Origin of the sequence: Streptococcus sp. HMSC063B03, from assembly GCF_001836965.1 — a bacterium.
Taxonomy (GTDB): Bacteria; Bacillota; Bacilli; order Lactobacillales; family Streptococcaceae; genus Streptococcus; species Streptococcus pneumoniae_F.
Genome location: NZ_KV831007.1, coordinates 632 through 865 on the forward strand (window position 1 = coordinate 632; position 234 = coordinate 865).

General features: G+C 43.6%; 1 protein-coding gene. It reads right to left on the minus strand.

Going from position 1 to position 234, the window contains the following annotated elements:
* The coding region (locus HMPREF2628_RS00060) for a discoidin domain-containing protein (RefSeq protein ID WP_142350474.1) at positions 1–234 on the minus strand (234 nt) is incomplete at both ends.

A 234-nucleotide genomic window follows, 5' to 3' on the forward strand; every position in this document is an offset into this window, starting at 1 on the left:
AACGATTTCCTGGCATCTTAGAATCATGTGTCCAGCCATCTGTCAATGAGTCATCATGTGGACTATTGGCTACACCATCTCCCACTGTCACAACATCTGTCCAAGTTTTACCGTCTTGGCTGACTTGGATTTTACCATCACGAAGATAGTTTTGAGTTCCGTCTTGGATGTAGGCTCTGATCTTCTTGATAGTGCGTTCGCTACCAAGTTTCAAGGTTACATGGCCATCTTTAT